General features: G+C 36.7%; 25 protein-coding genes. 11 read left to right on the forward strand and 14 right to left on the reverse strand.

The genetic code is table 11. The features are described from left to right. Position 1: 1 nt before the first annotated feature. Positions 2-604, reverse strand: coding sequence for a DedA family protein (locus tag P2Q73_RS00190; RefSeq protein ID WP_053590956.1), 603 nt, complete (start codon positions 602-604; stop codon positions 2-4). Next, entirely contained in the window at positions 604-1,692 is a 1,089-nt protein-coding gene (locus P2Q73_RS00195; RefSeq protein ID WP_275782599.1) for a metallophosphoesterase, read from the reverse strand. The genes P2Q73_RS00190 and P2Q73_RS00195 overlap by 1 nt, the downstream gene beginning before the upstream one ends. Positions 1,693-1,849: 157 nt before the next feature. On the opposite strand from P2Q73_RS00195, the gene P2Q73_RS00200 reads away from it, so the two are divergent. The 6 genes from P2Q73_RS00200 to P2Q73_RS00225 all read left to right on the forward strand — a co-directional run bounded on the left by P2Q73_RS00200 (position 1,850) and on the right by P2Q73_RS00225 (position 5,849). Continuing rightward, on the forward strand, positions 1,850-2,203 hold the full coding sequence (locus P2Q73_RS00200) for a lmo0954 family membrane protein (RefSeq protein WP_053590958.1): 354 nt from the start codon (positions 1,850-1,852) through the stop codon (positions 2,201-2,203). A 13-nt stretch (positions 2,204-2,216) separates the two neighbouring features. Next, a complete protein-coding gene (locus tag P2Q73_RS00205; protein WP_275782602.1) occupies positions 2,217-2,855 on the forward strand; it encodes a PspA/IM30 family protein in 639 nt (212 codons plus the stop codon). A 260-nt stretch (positions 2,856-3,115) separates the two neighbouring features. Continuing rightward, positions 3,116-3,817, forward strand: a complete 702-nt coding sequence (liaF, locus tag P2Q73_RS00210) for a cell wall-active antibiotics response protein LiaF (protein WP_053590960.1) — start codon at positions 3,116-3,118, stop codon at positions 3,815-3,817. Further along, positions 3,814-4,902: a sensor histidine kinase gene (locus P2Q73_RS00215; RefSeq protein WP_056828893.1), complete on the forward strand. Its 1,089-nt coding sequence runs from the start codon at positions 3,814-3,816 to the stop codon at positions 4,900-4,902. The genes liaF and P2Q73_RS00215 overlap by 4 nt, the downstream gene beginning before the upstream one ends. Further along, a complete protein-coding gene (locus P2Q73_RS00220) occupies positions 4,877-5,518 on the forward strand; it encodes a response regulator transcription factor (RefSeq protein WP_275782607.1) in 642 nt (213 codons plus the stop codon). Before P2Q73_RS00215 ends, P2Q73_RS00220 begins: the two co-directional genes overlap by 26 nt. Positions 5,519-5,573: 55 nt before the next feature. After that, positions 5,574-5,849 carry a hypothetical protein gene (locus P2Q73_RS00225; RefSeq protein ID WP_275782610.1) on the forward strand — a complete coding sequence of 92 codons (276 nt, stop codon included), beginning with the start codon at positions 5,574-5,576 and terminating at the stop codon, positions 5,847-5,849. Between the two features lie 48 nt (positions 5,850-5,897). Here the strand turns inward: P2Q73_RS00225 and P2Q73_RS00230 are convergent, their stop codons facing one another. Next, on the reverse strand, positions 5,898-6,407 hold the full coding sequence (locus P2Q73_RS00230) for a P-loop NTPase family protein (protein ID WP_275782612.1): 510 nt from the start codon (positions 6,405-6,407) through the stop codon (positions 5,898-5,900). Positions 6,408-6,410: 3 nt separating this feature from the next. After that, positions 6,411-6,875: a DinB family protein gene (locus P2Q73_RS00235; protein WP_056828901.1), complete on the reverse strand. Its 465-nt coding sequence runs from the start codon at positions 6,873-6,875 to the stop codon at positions 6,411-6,413. 151 nt (positions 6,876-7,026) lie between these two features. On the opposite strand from P2Q73_RS00235, the gene P2Q73_RS20305 reads away from it, so the two are divergent. Further along, positions 7,027-7,260 (forward strand): nuclease-related domain-containing protein, encoded by a 234-nt coding sequence (locus P2Q73_RS20305; RefSeq protein WP_345798813.1) that lies wholly within the window; start codon positions 7,027-7,029, stop codon positions 7,258-7,260. 779 nt (positions 7,261-8,039) lie between these two features. Here P2Q73_RS20305 and P2Q73_RS00240 read toward each other — a convergent pair. Both P2Q73_RS00240 and P2Q73_RS00245 read right to left on the reverse strand, forming a co-directional pair. Further along, complete coding sequence (locus tag P2Q73_RS00240; protein WP_275782615.1) at positions 8,040-10,151, reverse strand: sensor histidine kinase; 2,112 nt, start codon at positions 10,149-10,151, stop codon at positions 8,040-8,042. Positions 10,152-10,292: 141 nt separating this feature from the next. Continuing rightward, positions 10,293-10,985 (reverse strand): response regulator transcription factor, encoded by a 693-nt coding sequence (locus P2Q73_RS00245; protein ID WP_053590968.1) that lies wholly within the window; start codon positions 10,983-10,985, stop codon positions 10,293-10,295. A 395-nt stretch (positions 10,986-11,380) separates the two neighbouring features. On the opposite strand from P2Q73_RS00245, the gene P2Q73_RS00250 reads away from it, so the two are divergent. Beyond that, positions 11,381-11,812, forward strand: coding sequence for a hypothetical protein (locus P2Q73_RS00250; RefSeq protein WP_275782619.1), 432 nt, complete (start codon positions 11,381-11,383; stop codon positions 11,810-11,812). 146 nt (positions 11,813-11,958) lie between these two features. On the opposite strand, the gene P2Q73_RS00255 is transcribed toward P2Q73_RS00250, so the two are convergent. Both P2Q73_RS00255 and P2Q73_RS00260 read right to left on the reverse strand, forming a co-directional pair. Further along, entirely contained in the window at positions 11,959-12,156 is a 198-nt protein-coding gene (locus P2Q73_RS00255; RefSeq protein WP_275782622.1) for a VOC family protein, read from the reverse strand. 48 nt (positions 12,157-12,204) lie between these two features. Further along, entirely contained in the window at positions 12,205-12,555 is a 351-nt protein-coding gene (locus P2Q73_RS00260; RefSeq protein WP_275782624.1) for a VOC family protein, read from the reverse strand. A 179-nt stretch (positions 12,556-12,734) separates the two neighbouring features. Here P2Q73_RS00260 and P2Q73_RS00265 point away from each other — a divergent pair, with 179 nt between their 5' ends. Then, positions 12,735-13,427 carry a BsuPI-related putative proteinase inhibitor gene (locus tag P2Q73_RS00265; RefSeq protein ID WP_275782627.1) on the forward strand — a complete coding sequence of 231 codons (693 nt, stop codon included), beginning with the start codon at positions 12,735-12,737 and terminating at the stop codon, positions 13,425-13,427. 80 nt (positions 13,428-13,507) lie between these two features. Here the strand turns inward: P2Q73_RS00265 and P2Q73_RS00270 are convergent, their stop codons facing one another. Genes P2Q73_RS00270 through aceA form a run of 3 tightly spaced genes read right to left on the reverse strand, consistent with a single transcriptional unit; the run spans position 13,508 to position 16,571 of the window. After that, complete coding sequence (locus tag P2Q73_RS00270; protein ID WP_216598629.1) at positions 13,508-13,630, reverse strand: YhfH family protein; 123 nt, start codon at positions 13,628-13,630, stop codon at positions 13,508-13,510. 30 nt (positions 13,631-13,660) lie between these two features. Further along, on the reverse strand, positions 13,661-15,256 hold the full coding sequence (aceB, locus tag P2Q73_RS00275) for a malate synthase A (protein WP_275782632.1): 1,596 nt from the start codon (positions 15,254-15,256) through the stop codon (positions 13,661-13,663). A 31-nt stretch (positions 15,257-15,287) separates the two neighbouring features. Further along, a complete protein-coding gene (gene aceA / locus P2Q73_RS00280; protein ID WP_275782634.1) occupies positions 15,288-16,571 on the reverse strand; it encodes an isocitrate lyase in 1,284 nt (427 codons plus the stop codon). Positions 16,572-16,776: 205 nt separating this feature from the next. Here aceA and P2Q73_RS00285 point away from each other — a divergent pair, with 205 nt between their 5' ends. Next, positions 16,777-17,433: a LytR/AlgR family response regulator transcription factor gene (locus tag P2Q73_RS00285; RefSeq protein WP_275782636.1), complete on the forward strand. Its 657-nt coding sequence runs from the start codon at positions 16,777-16,779 to the stop codon at positions 17,431-17,433. Positions 17,434-17,639: 206 nt separating this feature from the next. Here the strand turns inward: P2Q73_RS00285 and P2Q73_RS00290 are convergent, their stop codons facing one another. Beyond that, entirely contained in the window at positions 17,640-18,506 is an 867-nt protein-coding gene (locus P2Q73_RS00290; RefSeq protein WP_275782639.1) for an EamA family transporter, read from the reverse strand. A 101-nt stretch (positions 18,507-18,607) separates the two neighbouring features. Here P2Q73_RS00290 and P2Q73_RS00295 point away from each other — a divergent pair, with 101 nt between their 5' ends. Then, positions 18,608-18,838, forward strand: a complete 231-nt coding sequence (locus P2Q73_RS00295; protein WP_053590977.1) for an excisionase family DNA-binding protein — start codon at positions 18,608-18,610, stop codon at positions 18,836-18,838. Positions 18,839-18,932: 94 nt separating this feature from the next. Here P2Q73_RS00295 and P2Q73_RS00300 read toward each other — a convergent pair whose 3' ends face one another. Both P2Q73_RS00300 and P2Q73_RS00305 read right to left on the reverse strand, forming a co-directional pair. Beyond that, a complete protein-coding gene (locus tag P2Q73_RS00300; protein ID WP_056828922.1) occupies positions 18,933-19,919 on the reverse strand; it encodes a homoserine dehydrogenase in 987 nt (328 codons plus the stop codon). 128 nt (positions 19,920-20,047) lie between these two features. After that, the gene (locus tag P2Q73_RS00305) at positions 20,048-21,340 is read right to left on the reverse strand and encodes an O-acetylhomoserine aminocarboxypropyltransferase/cysteine synthase family protein (RefSeq protein ID WP_275782646.1); all 1,293 of its coding nucleotides are present in this window, start codon (positions 21,338-21,340) and stop codon (positions 20,048-20,050) included. Between the last annotated feature and the right edge of the window lie 16 nt (positions 21,341-21,356).

A 21,356-nucleotide genomic window follows, 5' to 3' on the forward strand; every position in this document is an offset into this window, starting at 1 on the left:
CTTAGTCACGTTTTTTAAAATACCAAACAAGAAATGCAATACCTACTATCGCTAAGATAATATACACTATGTTCGAGTAGATATCCATATACCCTACTATTTCATCCCAATTCTCTCCGACTGCTGCTCCTATTGATACTAACACTGTGTTCCATATCAAAGTTCCTAATGTCGTAAACCAGAGGAATAAGCCAAACTTCATATTAGACATCCCTGCTGGAATGGATATTAAACTTCTAACAAGTGGCACGAGTCTACCGAAAAAGACTGCCCAAACACCATATTTATCAAACCATGCATCTGCTTTATGAATGTCTTTAATAGTCAGTCTTAAAATTTTTCCGTACTTCTGTACAATCTTCTCTAAACGTTCTACGTCTAAAAGTGAGCCAATCCAATATAAAAGAGCTGCTCCAACAACGGACCCTGAAGTAGATGCAATAATAATTCCAAGCTTTGTCATTGTTGTTGTTGTAGTCATAAACCCACCGAGCGTTAAAATCACCTCTGATGGGATTGGAGGGAAGATATTTTCAATTAATATTAAGAAAAATACACCAAAATAACCGTACTGACTAAGCCAGTCCGAAATCCATGCTTCCATTATTTGTTCACGTCCTCTAGCTTAATGTTTACTGCCCATAATTCCGATTGACTACCTAAGCGAATAGGCGGACCCCAAAATCCAAAACCGGATGATACAATCGCATGCAAGCTTCCTTTTTGTTTATACCCATAATCTAGCTCAAATACCTTTCTCGTAATAAGATGATTTGGCCACATTTGTCCTCTATGCGTATGACCTGAAACATGAAAATCTACCCCTTCCGTTTCAGGTATCAATAAATTCGAAGGTGTATGATCCATAACAAACCAAGGAAGATTATCTTTTTCGGGACGTAATTCAGAAAGCTGCTTTCTTTCTCTATTCGTCAAATCTTCTCTACCAGTTAAATAGAACGATTCTGCCAACACAATAGTTTCATCTAACAACATATGTACATTAGACGCTTCCATTTCTTCTACTAATAGAGGAATTTTCTTACCATAGTATTCATGATTGCCGAGTACCCCATATACACCATACGTAGAAGTTAGCTGCTTCATCACTTCTGACATACCTTTTTTTACAAACCAAATAGGATCGTCATCAACTAAATCACCAACTAGTAAGATTAAATTAGGCTGCTCTTCGTTTGCTTTTTTCACAAACCTTTTTAAATGCGCCTTATTGGATAATAAACCAAGATGGAAATCTGAAGCAACTACTACTTTAAGCTTGTCCAACTTGGAATCCTTTTTGGGTAATTTAATAGATAGCTCACGAACAACTGGTGTAAATGCATTGAATGTACCAAACGCAAAAATGAAAACAAATAAGAATAAGATTATCCAACCAATTAATTTTACCTGCTCTGGATATACCCAAGTTAAAATTGTTCCAATCGGAAATAGAATTAGCCCATACTCCATAATTATCATCCAGTAGGATCCCGCAATACTAAATAGCCGCAAGCTATGATTGATTCTCCCAATAAGAAACCCATAAGCAATAAGTACCCAGACTATACCGAAATACCACTTATTTATAGGAAAGAATGTTTCTAACCAGCTAGAAACTACCCATCCAAAATAAAACACTATAGCAGAATACAGGAGAATAGCTATTACAGCACCAGTAATTCTTTTCATATTCAGTTCTCCAATTTATGTATTTTCCATTAGTATAGCAGATTATGTCTTAGTATTACTAAGTCTCCAGACCGATATGAAAATCATGTTCTAGCCCGTTTGGATAAGTTAGCGGAATTGATAAGCTATAAATACAAACGAGAGGAGGAACAATCACATGAAAAAATTTGGTTTATTAGTACTTGGTATTATCGCAGGGGTTGTAGCAGTTGCAAACTTAGGGAGTTTATTAGGTTTAGCAGTTTCTGCTTTGATCGTCTACGCAGGGATACATTTTTACCTTAAAAGCGATTCTACGTTTTTGAAAATCTTTTGGGCAAGTGTAGGAATCGTAGGATTACTTTCGGCAGTTGCAAACGTGCCTGGTTTCTTCGGAATTTTAGCAATCGTAGGTGTTTGGTACGTTATTAAAAAATGGAATAACGAACCCGTTAGCTTTTCAGCACCAGCTGTAAAATCTGATGACCCATTTGTAAATTTCGAAAAACAATGGAACGAACTTTCAAAATAAGGAGGAAAATAACATGACATCATTATTAAAAAGATTGAAATACTCGGTAGAGGCTGACTTACACAAGTTGTTTGATAAAAAAGAGGAAAAAAATCCAATTGCAATGTTGAATCAATATATTCGCGAAGCGGAAAAACAAACAGAGCAAACAGGTAAATGGTTAGAACGCCAAGGAAAATTAAAACAAGAACTTGAAAAAGAACTTGAAGAAACATTACAAATGGTTGAAAAACGTAAGCATCAAGTAGAGCTAGCTACAGCAAGCGGCGAGGAAGACTTAGCTGCTTTTGCTCAAGCCGAATTAAATGCATATAGCGAAAGAACTTCCGTTTTACAAAATAGCATTCAACAAACAACTGAAGAGCTTTTCGGTTTAGAACGTAAATACGAAGAAATGAAACATAAAATTAAAGATATGAAGGTTCGTCAATTACAATTGATGGGCAAAGAAAACGTAACCCGCGCTCATCATCAAATGGATCGCATTCTACAACCAGAACAAAAAGAAAAAAACTTTGGCACGTTCCAAGAAATGGAACAATACATTGAACGACTTGGTCAAAAGATAGAAAAGGAACATGAAATAACTTCTATGGAACAACGTCTTGAAATGTTAGAAAAAAATGCACAACCAAAGACTGAAATTGTGTAAACTATAAGAAAAGCATAAAGCGCCTATTTAGTGGCGACAGAGTATCTCTGTGACGAGCTTCGCGCAGAAACAAGCAAATGACAATTTCCGAGGAGGCAGTTCTTCAGCTACTGAAGGAAATTGTCATTTGACCTCAAGCGGCTGGTGCCTGGAGATTAGACAATTACTTTGTAGAATAGTTTTACTTTCTTGTTTAATATATAAGAGGGGAAGAAATCTTCTCCTCTTATCTCACTATGCGAAGAAGGAGGAATACTCAAATGAAAGAAAATCAAACAAACAAGCTTGCTTTTATCCTCATTTGCTTTGTTTTTCTAATGTTTATTGAAGCAACAATTTTTGGAAATGGCAGCATTGTATTAGTCCTTCTTGGCATTGGGATGATTTATTTTAGCTTACGCAAACGAACTCGTTTTTTATTTTGGACGGGGTTTATCCTAATATTAATTTCTATTTTTTCTATGTGGAGTTTAAGGCTATTACTCATGGCTATTATGGCATATATACTGTATAAGCTCTGGAAAAATGAACCGATTCAACAAGTGATTCGACCATTCGATACGGTGTATAAAGAAACACCAAACAGTGTGATACAAAATAAGCTTTTTTCTTCGCAAACAACTCCTTTTAATGCCTATGAATGGCAAGATGTACATGTACAAGGCTTTTACGGAGAGCATGTTATTGATGTGACACAAACAGTTCTACCAAAGGGTACTTCCTTTATTTCCATACGCCAGTCGCTTGGAAAAGTTACCATTTATGTACCTTATGAAGTTCCAGTGAGACTCCATTACGCAACTATTATCGGAGAGGCGAATATATTTGGTCGAGGGCTTCAACGTTTGTGGAATCAATCGGTCGTATTAAAAGACGGTTATCAAGAGGATGTTAGCTATGCTTCTGAACTTGTCGTTACTGTATCGACATGGATTGGGGATATTGAGGTGATCCGTAAATGAAAATACTTTTGGGTCAAGGCTTTTCCCTCTTTATTATATTAATGGCTTTAGCAGCATTATTACTCTATGCACTGTGGGGCTGGCCAAACGATAACGCATGGTGGTCATTGCTAGAGACTACTTACGCAGAAGTACCATTAGGTGCTTGGATTATCATCATACTAGCGTTTATGAGTTTTAGTTTTTCTTTGAATACTCTTCAAAAGGTTCGTGACCAGGAGAAGAAAATAGAATCTAGCTTGAGACCTTTATTAGAAGCAGAAACGTCACTACCAAACAATAAAAAGTTCTCATATTCGAAAAGATTACATGTCACAACCAATCAATTAGAGCAGCTCATTTTGACCCAGCGGAAAACCTTGCAGCGTATTACAAATGAAAAAGCAGAAGCACAAGATAAGCTTATTCAGGAACGAATCGTACAAGAAAGACAACGCTTGGCTAGGGAGCTGCATGATTCGGTTTCACAACAATTATTTGCAGCGTCTATGCTTCTTTCAACGATGGTGGAAATAGAGGAGTCGCAGAATGGGGAAGCTCCTAAAAATTTATTGCAAACAGAAAAAATAGTTCAACAAGCTCAGTTAGAAATGCGAGCCTTACTGCTCCACCTTCGTCCAGCAGCACTACACGATAAAACGCTTAAGCAAGGAATGGAAGAACTATTACTAGAGCTCCAACAGAAAGTTTTTTTTACCATTCGATATCGCTTAGAAGAGGTCTCATTACCAAAAGGCGCAGAGGACCATTTATTTCGAATTGCACAGGAAACCTTATCCAATACGTTACGACATGCAAAGGCTACGGAAGTCGATATTTTATTCGTAGAACGTGACAATCTAGCAATTTTTCGAGTGCAAGATAATGGGGTTGGCTTTGAGATGGCGGATGCTAAAACAGGCTCATATGGCTTAGAGAATGTCAAAGAAAGAGCTGTTGAAATTGGTGCTACGTGCAAAGTTGTTTCCGTTCCGTCGCAAGGAACAATTGTCGAAGTGAAGCTTCCAATCGAGAAAAACTTAGAGCTAGTTGGAACAGTGAAGAGAGAGGAGCATAAAGATGATTCGAATATTGTTAGCGGATGACCATGAAATGGTTCGTATTGGTGTATCTGCTTATTTACAGGCTCAGCCCGATATGGAAGTGGTAGCAGAAGCTACGAACGGTCTAGAAGCTGTTGATATGGCTCTTGCGCATAAACCAGATATTATATTAATGGATATGGTTATGCCTATCTTGAATGGTGCCGAAGCTACACGTGAGATTGTGCGACAATGGCCGGAAGCAAAAGTAATGGTTGTTACGAGCTTTATCGATGATGATAAAGTGTATCCAGCACTTGAAGCAGGAGCCATCAGCTATTTGTTAAAGACTTCCAAAGCATCTCACATAGCTGAATCTATTCGCAAAACGTTAAACGGTGATGCAGTATTAGAGCCAGAAGTGACAAACAAAATGATGAAGCGAATGCGCCAAGGTTCCGAACAAGCACTGCACGAAGACTTAACAGATCGAGAACTCGAAGTTTTACTGCTTATGGCAGAAGGCAAAACAAATCAAGACATAGCTGACTCTCTCTATATTGCATTGAAAACAGCAAAAACACATGTGAGCAATATTTTATCGAAGCTTGAAGTAAGTGATCGAACACAAGCAGTCATTTATGCATTCGAGCATCAACTCGTGAAATCCAAAAAATAACGTATGCGAGTTTTTTATCATATGCTAATGGAAAGACGGAGTAAAGGATGTTTGTGTGTATATTCCTGAAGATCCAAATAACGAAAATGAAATCCCAACTAGCACCACTGTTGAATTTATTGGGACTGTCGTTCTCACACTAGGGTATGTGATCGTAGCTATTGCCGAAGGTATTGCTTTATCAGAACTGGCTCAAGCTAAAGATAAAGAAGAGCAAGAAGCTAAATTAGTAAACCAATCTAGCCAAGAACAAAAGGAACAGCTTTCCGACATACAGAGTAAGTTAGACTATCTTGTGAATGAAATAGAAATGTTAAAGAAAAAGGGATAACCAATAGGTATCTCCTTTTTTACATGGAAAAAGGATGATGCTAATCCATCAGCCTCCTTCTAATTGGTTCAACCAGCCCTCTACTTCTTTATCTGTTTGAAGCCAATGCACTTTCTTCTCATATTTATTAAATTTTACTAGAAACGCGGGTTTCATTTCATTTTCAAAGTATTTATTCCACTTGAACATCCGACGAAAAATGGTAAATGTCGGGTGGTAGTTTGCTTTTTCTATTTTAAGTAATTGACGTATAAATCGAAGTACGATGCGCCTTCTTCTTATCCTAAATGGAATATCTAAAAAAACGATTTGATCTGCTGCTTGTAAACCTTCATCGGTCCAATCGATATGGACGCCCTCTATCACCCAAGCGTCTCGATGAATCGCCTCTAGCAGCAAATGATCCCGAACTTCCGGTTCATTTCGTATATCACCGGTTAGTTGTCGTGTCCACACAAAATTATCCGTTTCAAAATGTGTTACTTGAAGCTTGCAGGCTACTTTTCGAGCTAGTGTTGTTTTACCACTACCAACGGATCCTATAATATATATTTTCATCCCTCACTCCGTCGTTGCACGGTTCAAAGCGTGAATAATTCCAGCATGCACTCCTTCATGCCAAATCATAAATTGCATAAGTGCATCCACCGTATCCATTTGATGTAGATTGCCAATAGACATCGGTTCTACTAATTGGTTATGTAAATTAGGTTCAATTGCTGCCTTTATTCGATCGGATTGTAGCTTTAATGCATTCATTAGTTCTTCCATCGTTGGAGGCTCGGTATCCCATTCATCTGGGTTAGTTCCTGGAACAAAGAGAGGTAACCATTCTGGATGTAAGATTTCGTAAGATGGAATTGCTTTTTGCGTGAGCACTTCCCCATTCACATAAATATGGCCGACATTCCATCGAATCGTATTGTTAAATCCACTTGGTTTTATGTCCCAAGCACTCTCTTTACTCTGTTTGATTCTCCCCAATGTATAAATTCTTGTAAAATTTAATTGATTTAGTGTTTCCATTCTCCTGTTCAACCCCTTTTCAGACTATTGTATCTTTTACTGTGATATTACTAGAAAAATGGTACTTTCAATGCATTACTTACTAAACATAAGGAGGGTTTTCTATAGATATACCACGAAATCTACCTAAACAGTCGCTATATACAAGCGCATGCTTCGGCGACTCCCTATACACCACCCTACTTGCCTTGAAATTGAAAATAAAATTAGAGCAATTGAAGCTGGTTATGCTGGAGAGTCGTACGTTGACAATTTCTTAAAACAAGTAAACTTCCCCAAAAATTACGCTATTTTAAAGGACCTCCATATCCCAATTAGCCCGCATAATTATCTACAGGTAGACACGCTTATCCTCACAAGAAAATACATCGCTGTTTGGAAATAAAAAATATACGGGGCAAATTGTTGTTCCAAAAAATCCCGACCAGTTAATTCGTGTTCTTGACGAAGAATCTACAGCTTTTAAATGTCCGGAGCAACAAATAAAACGACACGGTAATAACTTGCAAACACTATTAAATTCTTTAAAGATAGATATACCTATTAAAAGCCTTATTGTTCTCGCTTACTCTAAAACACATGTCGTACTCCCTCCAAAAGATACGACCATTGTAATGGATTGTGATATATCTGAATACATCAACAATTATAATCAATATTCAGATATCATTTCTACAACTAAATTCCATCAACTTCTAAATAGCCTACTCTCTAAATCTACTGAGTTCACCCCTAAACCTATAGCTCAAACTTATCCACTAGAACTCTCGCAAATAAAAACGGGATTGCTTTGTCCAAAATGCTTAAATAAAATTTATAACACTAGCACGTGTCCAACTTGTAAAACTTCTAAAATAATTATGCAAACCCAAGCGATAGAAGACTGGTTTTACCTTGTCAAACATACTATTACTAACCGTGAATGTGTCTATTTCCTAGAACTCAAAGACAAATTCGCAGCCAACTATCTACTAAATAAACTTAATCTTCACCCGGTTAATGATTTTAAATCTAGATACTATGTTTTACAGAGACTCGAAGTCATGGGGGACAACAGCCGCTAAAGAAGCAAGCTGTTTTTTCAACTAAATGTGCCAAGATTCCAACTAATCTATGTGGCTAACAAAAAACGAGAAACCCATCTCTGGATTTCTCGTTTTACTATTAGATTGCTGCTATAGTAACGGTAACTTTAAATAAGTCGCCATCTACTTCCATTCGTAAACTACCACCATGTAAATCCACAATAGATTGGGCAATAGCTAGCCCAAGACCTGATCCGTCTGTGTGGCGTGATGTGTCTGCTCGCTTGAATCTCTCCGTTAATTCAGATACTTCGTTTCCTAATTCATACTTTGCAATATTCTTGATAACAAAGACTGCTTCTCCGTCTACCTGGTCTAAATTGATATAAACACGTGTATTAGGAAGGGCGTACTTTAACGTATTGATGATTAAGTTATCAAGTATTCTCCACCATTTTTGACCATCCACATTCGACATTATTGGCTTTGTACCGATTGCTACTCGATAATCTAACTCTGACTTATCTATTTCTTCCTGATGTTCTGCGATCGCCTGTTGTAGTAACTGAGTTAAATCGACTTTTTGTTTCACTAATTCTATATTACCGGTAGCCATTTTTGATACTTCAAATAAATCCTCAATCAATGTCTTCAAACGCATTGATTTTTTATCCAAAATCGCAATATAGGATGCTCGCTCTTCATCCGTTATGCTAGGATTCTTCAACAAGTCTGTATAAGTTATAATTGAAGTTAATGGAGTTCTCAAATCATGACTTACATTTGTAATTAGCTCTGTTTTGAGTCTTTCACTTTTTGCTTGTTCCGAATGAGAAGACTTTATTCGATCCCGAAGCTGATTTAGATTAGCCGCATGATGCGCAACTGGTGATTTCCCTTTTACTTCTAATTCTCCTCGAAGAACTCCCTTTGCCATTTCCTCTGTTTTTACGATGATACGGTTTAAATAGGACATTCTCGATAATAAAAACACTAGTACTGGTATCCCAATTAATATTGTTGCAGGAACCCAGATAAGAATAGCCTCTGGCACTGGAAACAACATCATTGTCCCGAATCCCCAGAAAAATATTACGATTAGCATGATTAATGTTTGAACCGCAATTGTTCGATTTAAGAAAAATCCTTCTAGCGATCTTCCCCAGCTAAAAATTAAACTTTGTTTCCAATTAACATGACCAATTCCAGCACGTAGCCATGTCCATTGATACAATGTACATGCTGTAAAAGTTATTGCAATAATAGGTGCCAGAATAATAAGATCGTATCCTTTGTAATATAAAACGTACTGTATTATTTCTCTCGCAGACAAAATTGCCACATAAATACTTATGAAGAATAGTGCGAGTCTGACATCAATTGGATACTTATTATACTTTTGCTCTGCTTTCTCATATCTAAAATTCTCGCGGTTTCTTTTCCATAATAATACAAATGCAATTGCTGCCAATACTCCTACTACAAGAACTCCATAAAAGATTCGTTGATTCACTATAAAATATTTATATTCATCTTCTCTGCTACCACTTAAAATACTTGCTTCCGAAATAGCGACTGTTCCTTCAAATCGAGCAAATTTATTTCCTATTAAGTTAGTTACATCCCAGGATGTTTCTCCATTTTCAAATACTACATTTTCTTTTAAATACCCATTTTTACTTGAGTACAATTTTGTAAAGGCATTTTTTGAATTTACTTCCCCATTAGTAAAACGTTCACCTGTCTCTATATTTTTCAAGTCATAAATATAGTCATCCATTGTATTTAAGAAATTATTTTTTTCTCTTTCAATTGTTCGAAAGTATTCTTCAATCTTTTCTTCTTTTTCTATAAGGATTTTCTTTTCAACATAAGCATTATCCTCGAAGTTTTTCGTAATATCTTCCATTTTTTTATTACGCTCTTCAATTGATTCTTCATCAGTTCTTCCTTCATATTGAAATCTAATAGAGTCTAATTGTTCTTGTAGACCTCCATACCGATAGCGATATTCTTCTATTTCATCTCTTGTCACAGTAATATTTTTCATTACATCCTCTTTATCCGGAACCGCTAAAACTAACGGAACAAGAGAGGATTGAAAACTTTCTAATTCCACTTGAAAGCTATCACTATCAAAATAATTTTTACCTATATAATTTTGTCCCTCATCTACTACTGTAAAAAGTCCACAAATCATTATAACTGCCAAAATACTAATGATTATATTTTTCATTATAGGATGTTTCATTCAGCTACTCCCCCTTTCATCGATCGGATAATTTCGATAAAGTTTTCCTTAATTTCAAAAATAGGAACAAGATTGGTTATACAATAAGATAAACAGAGCACTCCACATATAATTGCAACTATGGATAGAAGTAAATTCACTTTACTTGTCGATTTTATAGCCAACGCCCCACACCACCTTCAAATACCTCGGATTTTTAGGATCTGCTTCTATTTTTTCTCGAATTTTACGAATATGTACTGCTACAATGTTTTCCGCGTTGTAAGCAGGTTCATTCCAGACTCTTTCATATATTTCATTAATGGAATAAACGCGACCTGCATTGGTCATGAGCAACTCTGTTATTTTGAACTCTATTGGCGTAAGCTTTACGGTTTCCCCATCTACACTAAGTTCCTTTGCCTCTTGGTTTAACATAAGCCCATCAATTTCAATCACAGATTGCTGCCCTTGATAGGTTCCTAGCTTTGTATAACGTCTTAGTTGTGACTTTACCCTTGCTACAAGCTCCATTGGATGGAAAGGCTTTGTCACATAATCATCCGCTCCAACCGATAAACCGTGGATCTTATCGGAATCCTCTGCTTTCGCACTTAACATAATGATTGGGATATTTTTTTGTTCTCTTATTTTAAAGGTCGCTGCAATTCCGTCCATTTTAGGCATCATAATATCTAACACAATGACGTGAACTTCATTTTCTTCTATTAATTGAAGAGCCTCTAATCCATCCGCAGCTTTTAACACGTTGTATCCTTCATTTTTAAGGTAAATTTCGATTCCATCTCGAATATCCTGGTCATCATCTGTTACTAAAACAGTAAACTGGGTCATCTTCTTGCCTCCTCACATCTCTTTCTTATGTTTCTTATTGTAACCTTGATTTCTTAACATTCCATTAGTATAAATCTGAAGAAATTCTTAAGAATGACTTTTATTTACCTGTATTTACATGTTCGCTTTACTATTACTATAAGTTTTTGAAAGGTTCAAATGAAATTAAGTGTTTATTTTAATGTTGCTATTTGCATTTACAAATGGGGTACATTTGGGGTACTAAGCAAAATCGAGTGGGGTACTTTGGGGTACATAATAATAAAAGGAAATTAATTAATAATATGGTAATATTAATTATAATTGTAGTGTTAAGATTTTGAAAATATTAGTAGTTTTGTTATTCAACTAATTTGCATATTAGTAAGTAAAAAAAGATAAAAGGAGGATTCAGAATGAAAAGATTTTTATTTATCTTCTTTTCCACAGCAGTTATTGGAATTATTTTTTATCTAGGAATGGATTATCAAGTAAAATTAAGGGAAGAATCGGCAATTACATTTAATTTGAAACCTTTTTTAATATTTGCAAGTATTTTTCCTGTTTTGTTTGGGTTGTTGTTACGACTCCCTAAATTAATTATAGAAATTAAAAATAAAAAGCAATGGGCATTTGATTGGATTAAGTTCATTACAGTTGGAATCCCGTCTCTATATATCTCGATGTTGCCACTTCTTGCTTTTTTTACAACGAATTTGTTTTTCTCAAAAGCATTTATACTTTTAGGGGATACAACATTCACATCAATAGCTGGGATTGTATTTGGTTATGTTTTGTTAGATAGCCTGAAAAGTAACAATTCCTCAACTAACAATTTACAATATTAATTGAAGGTTCATTATTTCTGCTGTTAATATCAATAATAGAAAGAACCCTGATTCATATGAATCACGGTTCTATTTGTGTTTAATTTCGATTTTGTATTATTCATCTGAACGGGTTACATAATTACTGGTTGGTGGTTTCTCTTTCATCATCTAACAGGCTTCTCGTTGTTGTTTGTTCGAACTAACGTAAGAAGTGTTTCACCAATGTCTAAAGCGGCATATCCACCTTTATCATCTTTCCATCTAAGCTTAAACCCTAACACATCACCGTACCATTTGATCGCTTGCTCAAAATCACTTACTTGTAAAAATACAGTATCAATTCTCTTAAATATAGAAGACATCTCTTATCCCACTTTCCACTGTTTTTTAGGCAGCAATTTGTCCACGGTTTATTTTTTTTGAATTAAACCAAACCCCAGACCGACAGGATCTACCAAGTAGGCAAGGTAAAATTCATCGAATTCCATTTTATCCCTCACTATTACAGCACCATTATTTTTAGCTTTAGCTATGTACTCATCCATTGACTCCACTTCAATTTGAATACGAGTGCCATGAGGATAATCATATGGTCCTTTACCGATTCCTCCGTTAATTCCTGAGTTAACATCCATTCCAGTAGTAACTGCCCAATAATCCCAATGTGGTTCAGCAACTTCCCAACCAAAAACTTCCGAATAAAATTCTGCTGCTTTTTTAGGATCTTGACTATTTAGTTCGAATCCAATTACTCTCCCCATCCCTATTCCCTTCTTCCAAATATATTTTGTACATTAAAATAATCATTCTATATATTTCATAAATATCCTGCCTCGTCATATTAGATGGTTAGGATGTTCCTATTCGAAAACAAAAAAGCTACAACTAGTGTAACTTTCTGCCTTAAAAATGGTCTAATTTTTAAACAGGAGGTGTCAAAATGAATAAATTAAAAAGAATCCCTTGGTTATTTTTATTAGCTGTAACCCTATTTACATTAGCAAGTTGCGGTACGAGTGATGTAGACTACTCGACAGGTAGCCAAGAGGACAAAATATCTACTCAGCTTAACGTGTTAGCTGATGGAGAGGCTTCCTTCATCATCATAAATGGTGCAGAAAAAGAAGCTGTTCTAACTATGTCAAGTGGGCAACAAATTGAATTTCAGCTATTAAATGAAGCAAAGGAAGTAATATATACTTATTCCGCAAATAAAATGTTTGTACAAGAGATCCAGGAGAAGAAGCTACAGCCGGGTGAAAAGTGGGCCATACCCTTAAATCTTCAAGAAGAGCTTGCAGGAGTTCCTGCCGGTTCTTATAAATTGATTGTTTGGTCTACAGCAGATGGATTAGAAAACCTTAAGGTCGAGACTAATTATGAATGGGCTGGGGAGTCTATAAGTGGAGCAACCGGGAAATTAGTAGTGGAATCACAAGAAGTCACTTATGTCGGACAAATTGATCTTCATTCTATTGAAGTGAAAAATCTAGATGGTGTAACAGAAGTTATGCGGCTATCTGAAGTTGCCATTCCTTTCTTTGAAGGATTAGAGGAAGGTAAGCAAATACTCGTTGATTATGTAGTAGAAAATGAACAAAAGGTGATTCAATCTACTCGTCTAGTAGAGTAAAAATATTAAAAGCCCTATCCCTCTTTAAAAAGATGGATAGGGCTATTTGTATGGTGGTTTCCATTGTCGATGCGTCTAAGTTATTCTTCGTTCATGCCGATGCAGCGTTCACATTCATATAAGGATGATTCTACTTGCTCATGAATAACACATCCACATTCGCGACAATGTTTTGTATTTGCTTCTTGGTTTTTTATTTTCATGCAAATCACCTCCTATAATAATATGTTTTTTTAACTAATTTTTTCGTAGCCTGGCAATGTTAGAAATTCGATAAATTCATCTTTATTCACTAATGAAAGAAACAGTTCAGCAGCTTCTGTGTATCTGCCTTTTAAATATGCTTCATTGCCAAAGGAAGCTTTTAGTTTTCCTAATTCTTCCGTTAGAACTTGTTCCACTAGTGGAATAGTGATTTTACGATCATCTTCTAGTTTTCCTTCTGGATGGCGAATCCACTGCCATACTTGCGTGCGTGAAATTTCTGCTGTCGCCGCATCTTCCATCAAGTTGTTGATAGGTGCTGCTCCATTTCCTCGTAACCATGATGCTATATATTGAACCCCTACGCTACAATTTAATCGAAGACCTTCTTCTGTAATTGTCCCTTCAGGCACTTCGAGTAAATCTGCCGCTGTTACTTGAACATCTTCCCGTTTTCGATGGATTTGGTTAGGTGTTGGCATATGCGTGTCAAATTGTTCCCATGCAACTGGTACTAAACCTGGATGCGCTACCCATGTTCCATCGTGACCATCAGTTGCTTCTCTTCGTTTATCTTCACTTACTTTTGTAAATGCCGCTTCGTTAGCAGCTTCATCACCTTTGATCGGGATTTGTGCTGCCATTCCTCCAATTGCCGAGGCATTACGTCGGTGACATGTTTTAATGCACAGTTGCGTATACGCTCTCATGAAAGGTGATGTCATTGTTACTTGACCACGATCCGGTAAGATTACATGCGGCTGATTGCGAAGTCGTTTAATATAACTAAATATATAATCCCAACGTCCACAGTTTAGACCTGCCGAATGATCACGTAACTCATATAAAATTTCATCCATTTCAAATGCGGCCATTATCGTTTCTATCAACACAGTTGCTTTGATCGTTCCATTTGGAATTCCCAATTGTTGCTGAGCATAAACAAAGATCTCATTCCAAAGCCTTGCTTCTAAATGGCTTTCCAACTTGGGGATATAGAAATAAGGACCAGTTCCACGAGCGATAAGCTCTTTTGCATTGTGGAAGAAATAAAGTCCAAAGTCAAAGAAACTACCGGAAATCGGCTTCCCATCTATTAGAACATTTTTCTCCAAAAGGTGAAGCCCTCTAGGGCGTACTAGAAGAACTGCTACTTCCTCATTCAAACTATATACTTTCCCATTATCCTGACTAAAAGAAATAGTTTTTCGCACTGCATCTCGCATATTCAATTGGCCTTCGATCATATTCTCCCAAGTTGGAGAAGTTGCATCTTCAAAACAAGCCATAAACGTTTTTGCACCAGAGTTTAACGCATTGATAACCATTTTACGATTTACAGGACCAGTAATCTCAACACGACGGTCTTGTAAATCCTGAGGAAGTGGAGCGATAGTCCACTCTCTCTCACGAATTTCTTTTGTTTCTGGCAAAAAGTCTAATGTACCCCCATTATTCAGCTTTTCTTGACGTACTTGGCGTGCTTCCAGCAATTCTTTTCTTCTCTCATCAAATAACTGATGAAGAGATGCTACAAAGTCTAGTGCTCCGGGAGTTAAAATTTCTTGAATCCCATCTACTTCTTTTCCTATAATTTCAACTTTTTTTGTTATTGCTTGTTCCATCCAACGTTCAGCCTCCAATCAACTTTACTTATCAAGAAAATTGTGCCACCTCAGTAGAGCCTTTCATTGCAGTAGTAGATGAAGTACCTCCTGATATTACTTGGGAAACATCATCGAAGTATCCAGTTCCAACTTCGCGTTGATGTTTTGTAGCTGTATAACCTTTTGCTTCATTTGCAAATTCTGCTTGTTGAAGTTTAGAGTATGCAGCCATTCCTTTTGTTTTATACTCATGTGCCAATTCGAACATGCTATGGTTTAATGCATGGAATCCAGCAAGCGTTACGAATTGGAACTTGTATCCCATTTTTCCTAGTTCAACTTGGTATTTTGCGATTGTTTCTTCATCTAAATTCGCTTTCCAGTTAAAGGATGGTGAACAGTTATATGCTAGCATTTTATCAGGAAACTCTGCGTGAATAGCATCTGCGAATTGTTTTGCTTCCTCTAAGCTCGGGTGAGATGTTTCGCACCAGATTAGATCTGCATAAGGTGCATACGCTAAACCGCGAGCGATAGCTTGCTCAATCCCTGGTTTAGTACGATAAAATCCTTCAGGAGTTCTTTCGCCTGTAATAAAATCATGGTCGCGAGAGTCGATATCACTTGTTACCATATCTGCTGCGTCAGCATCTGTACGAGCGATTAATACAGTTGGTACACCTGAAACATCTGCTGCTAAACGAGCCGCTATTAGATTGCGAACAGCATTTTGTGTTGGAAGAAGTACTTTACCACCTAAATGTCCACATTTCTTTTCAGAGGCAAGTTGATCTTCTAAATGAACTCCTGCTGCTCCTGCTTCAATCATACCTTTCATTAATTCAAACACGTTTAGAGGTCCACCAAATCCAGCTTCTGCATCTGCAACAATAGGAGCAAACCAGTCAAAACCATCTTCTCTTCCTTCCGCATGGTCAATTTGGTCTGCACGCTGGAAAGCTTGGTTAATACGTTTTACTACTGCAGGTACACTGTTTGCTGGGTATAAGCTTTGATCCGGATACATTTGACCAGAAAGGTTCGCATCTGCCGCTACTTGCCAACCACTCAAATAAATTGCTTGGAGTCCTGCTTTTACTTGTTGTACTGCTTGATTTCCCGTTAAAGCTCCAAGTGCATTTATAAAGTCTTCCGTATGAAGTGTGTTCCATAAACGTTCTGCACCTTTACGAGCTAACGTATGTTCAATTTGAATGGAGCCGCGAAGTTTAATTACCTCTTCTGGTGAATAAGGGCGTTCAATCCCCTTCCAGCGTTCATTTTGTTCCCAATCTTTACGTAATTCTTCCACTTGTTGTTGTCTCGTTGACATATTTAACACACTCCTCAAATTTATAATTATAACTGTCTGAAAAATATGACTTTATTACTGTATCATAACAGTTACTTTTCTTGTACATTAATATATAACAGATTAGAATTGTTTGTATCGTTTTTAGGATAAGAGAGGATTATTTTAGGATGAACAACAAATAAGACGGATGAATGCAGAAAGTTTAGAATATGGAGGAGAAGCAATGGAAATTTCGAAAGATTACTTAAAACAGTATAGTATTTTGCTAGAAGAGTGGGTTCCCAAAGAGGCCTCTATTGCAATAGCAATGGGTGATCAGTACATCTATTACATGGCAGGAAAACATGATTTACGTATTAAGGAAGGACAAAAGATAAAACCAGGAAGCATTGCAGATTTAGTTTTAAAATGCGGTTGTAGAACAGAGGCTGTAATAGATGAAACGCTTTTTCAGCTCCCATATTACGGAGTAGGTTATCCGATAAATATAAATGGGGAAAATGCAGTAGTGGTTGTTATACTTCCCCCTAAACCAACTGTACCAACTGCTCCTCCTTATCGATTTTTGACAGGTAAACTCGAAGAAGAATGGCGTCCAATACCAATAGAAAAAATTGCATACATGGAAAGTCTACAAAAAAAAACATGGTTTTATGCCGACAAAGAACCATATAAAACAAATATTCCATTGAAGGAATTACAGCAGCGTCTTCCTGAATCCTTTTTACGAATTCACCGCTCATATATCGTGAACATATCTTTTATCGATCGCATCATACGAGATTTTTCGTCTAATCTGTTGGTGCTTCTTCAAGATGGTACAGAACTTCCTGTCAGCCAGTCTTATAATGCTGAAGTTAGAAATATATTGGGATTTTAAGAGTTTCGTAGGAGTGTTTCTATAAGAAGTTAACCTTTTATAAAGAGAAATGGTCGCGGTTAGTTTACATTTGGTTACGGTTAATCGAGAATTGGTCTCTCTTCTTCGTGATATGGTCTCGGTCAGCATTCAATTGGTTGCGCTTTGCCATTAAATAGAAAAAGAGATCTGCCATGCAAGGCAAATCTCATATTCTATCTCACAAGCTACTTTTTGGTTGATTTACTACCAATAGTTAACACTACAATACTTCCAAGTAGTAACAAAATTCCTATCCAAGACATCGTACTAAGATTCTCTCCAACTATGAACACACCTAAAATAGCAGCTGTTGTTGGTTCTGCTAAAGACAATGTAAGTGCGGACGATGAGGGTATTTTGTTTAATCCTCTAGCATATAACACATACGCAATACTAGTAGTGGCTAGACCTAAGTAAAAAATAATTCCGATATTTCCTGCTTCCTTTAACCAGCTTACATCATATATAAAGAAGAAAGGCATGAGCAACAATGCACTAACTGAGAATGTCATTGCTACAGCAGGTATCGCTTCTTCCTTTTCTAATAAGGACTTACTAGATATCGTGTACAACGCAAAGATCATACCTGCTATTAAAGAATACATGATACCAATTGGATTTATAGTAATCTCACCTTTGTTTAAAAATAAAAACAAACATCCGACGATTGCAAATAATGTCGAGATTGCCCATATTCGAGATGGTCGTAACTTTAAAAAGAGCCATTCAATGATTCCCGAAAATACAGGAGCACTTCCTATAGCAACTACACTTGCAATCGCTACACCTGTCAATTTAACGGAAGAGAAGAATAATAGTTGAAAAAGTGCAATACAAATTGCTGCATAGAACGTTTCCTTCCAAGGCCAAGTTTTAAATTTTATTTTTCTCCATAAAACCATAATGATCAATAGAGAAAAACCACCTACCGTAGACCTTCCCGCACTTATAATAAATGGATGTGCATTGTCTGGTAAAAACGTTTGTGCAGTACCCGTCGTACCCCATAAGATAGCTCCAAGTAGTACAAATATGTATGGTAAAACAGACATTTCTTTACTCCCACCACCTTCTATATATTAACTTTCAATATAGCACATATTGAGATAGTGACAATCGTATCTTATACTAATAATGATAGGAGGCATTCACTATGTATATGACAGTGGAAGAAACTGCGAATTATTTATCAATGCCTATTGAACAAGTAAAAAGATATATTGCAGAAAAAAAAATTCGTGCTATTTTTGATGGAGAAGATTATTACATTAATAGCGCTCAATTTGATACGCATTTGCAGCAAATCGAGGAACTAAGACGCCAAATAGATGAGTGGCGCAATACTCCAATTCCGGATGATTTGGACGTAAAAGATGAAGATTAAAGGGTGGAGTGAAGGTGACAAAGTCACTTCACTCCACCCTTTCTCTTTTTATATCTGTTGAACAGTACTTAGTAATCCCTAAACATGAGATAATTTAAATGGTAATCATAAAGCCTGCACGTTTGCCGATAATCTCTGCATAATCTTCTACCATGACACTTGCAGTTGGGTACATACCTGCTCCAGGACCAACTAGTGTAAGTGTACCGATATAGTTTGTATCTAAGGAAACAGCATTGTTTACACCCTCAATTGCATATAACGGGTGGTCAGGACCAACAAGTTGTGGTCCTACAGAAGCGAAAAGCTCTCCATTTTCGTCTTGCTCAATTTCTGCTACATGGCGATAACGAAATCCTTCTGCCTTTGCTTTTTTCACGTCCTCTAATGAAATCTCGTTAATACCAACTACACGTACATCATCCCAGTTTGGTTGTTTTCTAAATGCAAGTGCACTAAGAATCATCAACTTACGGAATGCATCTTGACCAGAAATATCATTATATGGATCTGCTTCAGCATAGCCTAGAGCTTGCGCTTCTTGTAGAGCATCATCGAACTGACATTCATTTAAACGCATTTGTGTCAAAATATAGTTAGATGTTCCATTTAAAATACCTTGAATTTTCTTTACTGAGTTCACTTGTAGTAAATTTTTAAGTGTTTTAATTACTGGAACGCCACCAGCTGTTGTAGCTTCATATCCGATAAATACGCCTCGTGACTTAGCACGTTCATGAAGTTGAATACTATATTTAGAGAACATCACTTTATTCGCCGTTATCACATGACATCCCTTATCAATCGCTCTACATAAATAGCTATAAGCTGGTTCCTCGTTCACAATCGCTTCAAACACTACTTGAAGACCTGGAATATTAATAATATCCTCGAAATCGTCTGTTACTAGAATACCAGGCGTTTCAGGTCTTTCTTTTGCCAAATTGTTAATTAAAATCGCACTAATTTCAATATCTAAGCCTAATGATTTTTTTAATTCTTCTCTTTTTTCATTCACAATGTGATAAATTCCTTGGCCGACTGTTCCGAAACCTAGAATTGCTGCTTTTATTTTTGCCATACTTTCTCCTCCAAATGAATTTGCACAATTGAGCTTCCACATTCATATTTAATAAAATCTCTTTCGTAAAATTACGATTGACTATTTTACATATTGTAGACTATTTTAGCCCAATTAACAACAAAATTCTATCTAGAGAGGACATTTGTTTTTCCTACAAGTACTTTATCAAGTGCATTTTGTAAATCCTCTACTGCCTCTAGACCAACAGACAAGCGGATTAAGTCCTCGGTAACACCTGATTTCACTAAGTCTTCAGGAGTTAATTGTTGATGAGTCGTAGAAGCAGGATGAATAATTAATGATTTCGCATCTCCTACGTTTGCTACATGCGACCAAATTTCAATATTATCTATAATATGTCTACCCGCTTCTTTTCCACCCTTTACGCCAAAAGTTAAGATAGAGCCGAAGCCATTGTGTAAATATTTATGTGCAAGTTCATGGGAAGGATGATTTTCCAGGCCTAAATAATTTACCCATTCTACCCCTTCATGGTTTGATAAATAATCTGCAATTTTTAGTGCATTTTCGTTGTGCTTTGGCACACGAAGATGAAGGGTTTCTAAACCTTGTAAAAAAGAAAATGCTGCTTCAGGGCTTAACGAAGGCCCAAAATCTCGAAGCAATTGAACACGTAGTTTTATGGCAAACGCTACGTTCGGAACATCAATACCGTATCGTAGTCCGTGATAGGTTACATCTGGTTCAGTAAAACCAGGGAATTTCTCGGAATTCCAGTCAAAGTTACCACCATCTACAACTACTCCCCCAATTGTTGTTCCATGACCGCCAATCCATTTAGTAGCTGAATGGATAACTATGTGAGCACCGTGTTTAATCGGGTTAGCACCATAAGGGCTTGCAAATGTATTATCTACCAACAATGGAACACCGACTTCATTTGCAATTGCTGAAACTTTCTCCACGTCTAGCACATTCAAACTCGGATTTCCAATAATTTCAGCAAAGAAACCTTTTGTTTTATCCGTTACTGCTGCTCGAAAATTCTCTGGATTAGTAGAATCTACAAATTTTACGTGAATTCCATAACGAGGCAATGTATGGGCGAATAAATTAAATGTACCACCATATAAGTTTTCCGCTGCAATGATTTCATCGCCTGCTCCCGCAATATTCAAAATGGAAAATGCAATTGCCGCCATACCAGAAGAAAGTGCAACAGCAGCCGTTCCTCCTTCAAGTAGAGCAACGCGTTGTTCAAAAACATCTACAGTAGGATTAGTTATACGTGAATAAATATTGCCAGACTCTTTTAATGCAAATAAATCTTGGGCATGGTTTGTATCACGAAATACAAAAGAAGTTGTTTTGTGAATTGGCACTGCTCGTGAACCTGTAACTGGATCTGGTTGCTGACCACCGTGTAAAAGAAGTGTTTCTGGTTGGAAATTTGTCATTTTGAATTCCTCCTAA

The sequence above is a fragment of the Bacillus sp. Cr_A10 genome (genome assembly GCF_029222665.1).
Lineage (GTDB): Bacteria > Bacillota > Bacilli > Bacillales_A > Planococcaceae > Psychrobacillus.

What these genes read in the sequence shown, in the direction of transcription:
- P2Q73_RS00205 (WP_275782602.1), top strand. Translation starts at nt 2,217, where the DNA reads ATGACATCATTATTAAAAAGATTGAAATACTCGGTAGAGGCTGACTTA.
- P2Q73_RS00220 (WP_275782607.1), top strand. Translation starts at nt 4,877, where the DNA reads ATGATTCGAATATTGTTAGCGGATGACCATGAAATGGTTCGTATTGGT.
- P2Q73_RS00290 (WP_275782639.1), bottom strand. Translation starts at nt 18,506, where the DNA reads ATGTCTGTTTTACCATACATATTTGTACTACTTGGAGCTATCTTATGG.
- P2Q73_RS00265 (WP_275782627.1), top strand. Translation starts at nt 12,735, where the DNA reads ATGAATAAATTAAAAAGAATCCCTTGGTTATTTTTATTAGCTGTAACC.
- P2Q73_RS00285 (WP_275782636.1), top strand. Translation starts at nt 16,777, where the DNA reads ATGGAAATTTCGAAAGATTACTTAAAACAGTATAGTATTTTGCTAGAA.
- P2Q73_RS00250 (WP_275782619.1), top strand. Translation starts at nt 11,381, where the DNA reads ATGAAAAGATTTTTATTTATCTTCTTTTCCACAGCAGTTATTGGAATT.
- P2Q73_RS20305 (WP_345798813.1), top strand. Translation starts at nt 7,027, where the DNA reads ATGCTTCGGCGACTCCCTATACACCACCCTACTTGCCTTGAAATTGAA.
- aceA (WP_275782634.1), bottom strand. Translation starts at nt 16,571, where the DNA reads ATGTCAACGAGACAACAACAAGTGGAAGAATTACGTAAAGATTGGGAA.
- P2Q73_RS00240 (WP_275782615.1), bottom strand. Translation starts at nt 10,151, where the DNA reads ATGAAACATCCTATAATGAAAAATATAATCATTAGTATTTTGGCAGTT.
- P2Q73_RS00200 (WP_053590958.1), top strand. Translation starts at nt 1,850, where the DNA reads ATGAAAAAATTTGGTTTATTAGTACTTGGTATTATCGCAGGGGTTGTA.
- liaF (WP_053590960.1), top strand. Translation starts at nt 3,116, where the DNA reads ATGAAAGAAAATCAAACAAACAAGCTTGCTTTTATCCTCATTTGCTTT.
- aceB (WP_275782632.1), bottom strand. Translation starts at nt 15,256, where the DNA reads ATGGAACAAGCAATAACAAAAAAAGTTGAAATTATAGGAAAAGAAGTA.
- P2Q73_RS00190 (WP_053590956.1), bottom strand. Translation starts at nt 604, where the DNA reads ATGGAAGCATGGATTTCGGACTGGCTTAGTCAGTACGGTTATTTTGGT.
- P2Q73_RS00255 (WP_275782622.1), bottom strand. Translation starts at nt 12,156, where the DNA reads ATGTCTTCTATATTTAAGAGAATTGATACTGTATTTTTACAAGTAAGT.
- P2Q73_RS00195 (WP_275782599.1), bottom strand. Translation starts at nt 1,692, where the DNA reads ATGAAAAGAATTACTGGTGCTGTAATAGCTATTCTCCTGTATTCTGCT.
- P2Q73_RS00295 (WP_053590977.1), top strand. Translation starts at nt 18,608, where the DNA reads ATGTATATGACAGTGGAAGAAACTGCGAATTATTTATCAATGCCTATT.
- P2Q73_RS00270 (WP_216598629.1), bottom strand. Translation starts at nt 13,630, where the DNA reads ATGAAAATAAAAAACCAAGAAGCAAATACAAAACATTGTCGCGAATGT.
- P2Q73_RS00245 (WP_053590968.1), bottom strand. Translation starts at nt 10,985, where the DNA reads ATGACCCAGTTTACTGTTTTAGTAACAGATGATGACCAGGATATTCGA.
- P2Q73_RS00305 (WP_275782646.1), bottom strand. Translation starts at nt 21,340, where the DNA reads ATGACAAATTTCCAACCAGAAACACTTCTTTTACACGGTGGTCAGCAA.
- P2Q73_RS00260 (WP_275782624.1), bottom strand. Translation starts at nt 12,555, where the DNA reads ATGGGGAGAGTAATTGGATTCGAACTAAATAGTCAAGATCCTAAAAAA.
- P2Q73_RS00235 (WP_056828901.1), bottom strand. Translation starts at nt 6,875, where the DNA reads ATGGAAACACTAAATCAATTAAATTTTACAAGAATTTATACATTGGGG.
- P2Q73_RS00230 (WP_275782612.1), bottom strand. Translation starts at nt 6,407, where the DNA reads ATGAAAATATATATTATAGGATCCGTTGGTAGTGGTAAAACAACACTA.
- P2Q73_RS00215 (WP_056828893.1), top strand. Translation starts at nt 3,814, where the DNA reads ATGAAAATACTTTTGGGTCAAGGCTTTTCCCTCTTTATTATATTAATG.
- P2Q73_RS00300 (WP_056828922.1), bottom strand. Translation starts at nt 19,919, where the DNA reads ATGGCAAAAATAAAAGCAGCAATTCTAGGTTTCGGAACAGTCGGCCAA.